Origin of the sequence: Streptomyces sp. URMC 123 (genome assembly GCF_051386515.1) — a bacterium.
Classification (GTDB): Bacteria; Actinomycetota; Actinomycetes; order Streptomycetales; family Streptomycetaceae; genus Streptomyces.
The window spans coordinates 1-2,858 of the sequence record NZ_JBPQTV010000519.1; the positions used below are offsets into that span (position 1 = coordinate 1).

Annotated in this window: 3 protein-coding genes; 2 read left to right on the forward strand and 1 reads right to left on the reverse strand. The window is 73.0% G+C overall.

Going from position 1 to position 2,858, the window contains the following annotated elements; genetic code table 11:
* Positions 1-259: 259 nt before the first annotated feature.
* Complete coding sequence (locus ACSNOD_RS30210) at positions 260-805, reverse strand: MarR family winged helix-turn-helix transcriptional regulator (protein WP_436770268.1); 546 nt, start codon at positions 803-805, stop codon at positions 260-262.
* Between the two features lie 289 nt (positions 806-1,094).
* Between ACSNOD_RS30210 and ACSNOD_RS30215 the strand changes: the two genes are divergently transcribed.
* Entirely contained in the window at positions 1,095-1,655 is a 561-nt protein-coding gene (locus ACSNOD_RS30215) for a hypothetical protein (RefSeq protein ID WP_436770269.1), read from the forward strand.
* 236 nt (positions 1,656-1,891) lie between these two features.
* Positions 1,892-2,809, forward strand: coding sequence for a LysR family transcriptional regulator (locus ACSNOD_RS30220; protein WP_436770270.1), 918 nt, complete (start codon positions 1,892-1,894; stop codon positions 2,807-2,809).
* The last annotated feature ends 49 nt before the right edge of the window (positions 2,810-2,858 follow it).

The following is a 2,858-nucleotide window of genomic DNA, read 5'->3' on the forward strand; positions in this document are numbered from 1 at the left end:
GGCGGAGACGGGGGCGCGGGCGGACCGCGCCGGGGATGCGTGCCAAGGGGGCTTCCTTGTCGGGACGACGGGAGGGTGATCGGTGATGAGGCCGCGGGCCGGGGGCGATGGGCCCGTTCCGGCGGCGGATCACCGTTGACCCGGGAAGCTACCGTCCGGTCACCGGCGGCGGGCCGGCGATGGATGATCATCGGCCAGCCCGGCGCCTCGCTCCTCTCCCCTCCCCGACCGCCCCCTTGCGCGTCCGCGAGCGGCCGCCTCACCAGGCGATCTCGCCCCCCACGTTCTTGATCACGCGCTCCAGGACCTTGAGGGCGGTGACGTAGTCGGCGTCATCGACGCCCTCGTGGACGCGATCGCGCAGCCGGGGAACGTGCCGCTTGATCTCCTGACGCATGGCCTCCCCCGCGTCGGTGATCCACAGCCGCCGCTCGGCGTCCCGGGTGAGCAGGCCGCGGGCGAGGAGGTCCTCGGCGGCCACGGCCAGGTCGTCCTCGGGGCGCAGGAAGGCCCGCATCCTTTCGGTCAGCTCCTCGACCGTCAGCCCGGCGCCGTCCTCGGAGACGTCGTTCACGGAGAGATAGCGGAGCACCCAGTACTGGGGCTGGGTGGCCCCGAGCCGGGCCATCTCCGCGCGCAGATAGGCGATGACGGCGTTGTAGGCGACGCCGGTCCAGTAGCCGATGGGCTGGGTGGCCAGTCGGGCGTCGATGTCCTGTACGGCGCCCTTCTCCGCGTCCTGTACGACGTTCCGCGCCGTCTCCTGTACGGCGTTCCGCTCGGTGTCCTGCACGGTGTTCCGCATGGCGGTCTCCCTTCGAACCGCCGGGCGTCGGCGGCTGGCCACGACCCTAAAACCTCAAGTCGACTTGATGTCCAGCGCGTTGCGGGCCGCGACTCCCCCGCCGTCACCAAGGACTCGACGGCATGGCCGGATTCAGCTGTTTGCACGGTTGGCCGGTTTTCTTCCCTCGGCATTGCCAAGGGTGATCGACAGAGAAATGATCACGCCTCGGAACTTCCCGATCACATGGGGTGCGCCACGCGACCGCAGGGGTCCGCGGCACCCCGTGTCGTGGCGATTGGAGACATCCGTGCCCCGCGTATCAGCCCGTACCGCGTTCCGTGCCGGCACCCGTACCGGGCTCCGCACCCTCGGAGCGACCCTGGCCGCGTGCGCGCTCGGCCTGGCGCTCGCCCAGGGCGCGCACGCCGCGCAAGCCCCGCAGGTCGCACAGGCCGCGCAGGCCGGGACCCTGGGAGCGCCGTTCGCCGGGACGGCCGCGGCCCCGGCCGCCGTCGCCTCGAAGGACAACCCCTTCCAGTGGATGGAGTTGGAGAACCTGCGGGCCGAGCAGCGCCAAATGTGCCCCGTGGGCAACTGCGTGGACTACTGGACGCTGGTGCTGGACGAGAAGACCGCGAGCCGGCCGTACTCCGGCGGCGCCTTCTTCCTCTACGCGCCCGCCACCGGTGACTTCGGCTGGTTCGTCAACACCGACATCGCCACGCGCACCGTCGAGGACCCCTACGAGGTGAGCATTCCCGACAGCTACTTCCTCCGCTCGCACCCGCGCGTCGAGGTCCGCTACGGCGACGTCGACCACCCCGAGCGGGCCCGTGTCGTCGCCACGGCGACCACGCTGATGCGCTGAACCGATCGCTGAACCGACGGGCCGCGCGGCCGGGTTGCGCCGCCGGGTTGCGCTGAAGCGCCGATGCGCGCCCCGGTGGGTCGGCACCCGTCCACCGGTCGTCGTCGCAGCCGTACGGCTGTCTCCGCGTCGGGAACGGGTTGCCGCCCCTGGGCCCGCATCGATCCTCGCGCGAGCCCGAAGGCCCAGTCAATCCTAGGGTTTTCTCGAAGAGGCCCAAGCCCTAGCTTGGGTACGTGACTCTCGACGATCTCCGCGTCTTCGTGGCCGTGTGCGACAGCGGCAGCCTCAGCGCCGTCGCGCGCGACCTCTCCCGCACCCAGTCGGCCGTCAGCCAGCACGTCAAGCGGCTGGAGCGGGAAGTGGGCCTGCGGCTGCTGGAGCGCAGGCCCCGCGGGGTCACCCCGACCGCCGCCGGGCGCATTCTGCACGCGGCGGCGGCCGAGGGCATCGGCGGCATCGACCTCGCCCTCCGCCGGCTCGGCGACCTCCTCGCGGGCGCGGGCGGCTCCGTTCGCGTCACGACCGGAGCGACGACCGTACGGCACTTCATGTCCCACGGCGTCGTCGCCTTCCGGCAGCGCTTCCCCGAGGTCAGCCTGGAGTTCGAGACGGAGAGCTCCAGCCGCGGCTGCTACGAGGCGCTCGCCGCCGACCGGGCCGACCTCGCCTGGGTCACCCTCCGCGAGCCGGTCCGGGGCATCGAGCAGCGGCCCGTCCTGGAGCTGCCGTGGATGCTGGCCGTCCGCACCGACGACCCCCTGGCCGGCAGGGGGTGCCTCGACCCCGCCGACCTGCGGGCCATTCGGCCCATCGGGCTGCCCGGGAACTCGTCCTCCCGGTCGCACCTGGAGGAGCAACTGGCCTCGCTCGGCGTCCGGTTGACGCCGACGACCGGCGTCGCGGACTGGGACACGGCCATTCTGCTGGCCGAGTTGGGCCTCGGGCACGCCGTGGTGCCCCGGCTGCCCGACTGGGACGCCGCCCGCCACCCCACGATCGAGCTGGTTCCGGTGCCCGCGCTGCGCCCGCTGTCCGTCGGCTGGGCGGCCCGGCGGTGGGACGCCCTGAACCCGGTGGCGCGGGACTTCGCCGACACGGTCACGCGCGATCTGTGCGAGCGCGCGCCGGCGGGCGGGAGGGGCGAGGCGTAGGCGTTCCGGCACGCGGCAGGGGGCCGGCAGGGCCCGGGGGAAGAGCGCG

Bases quoted from the DNA above. Each gene is read 5' to 3' on its own strand.
- ACSNOD_RS30210 (WP_436770268.1), bottom strand. From the start codon at position 805: ATGCGGAACACCGTGCAGGACACCGAGCGGAACGCCGTACAGGAGACG.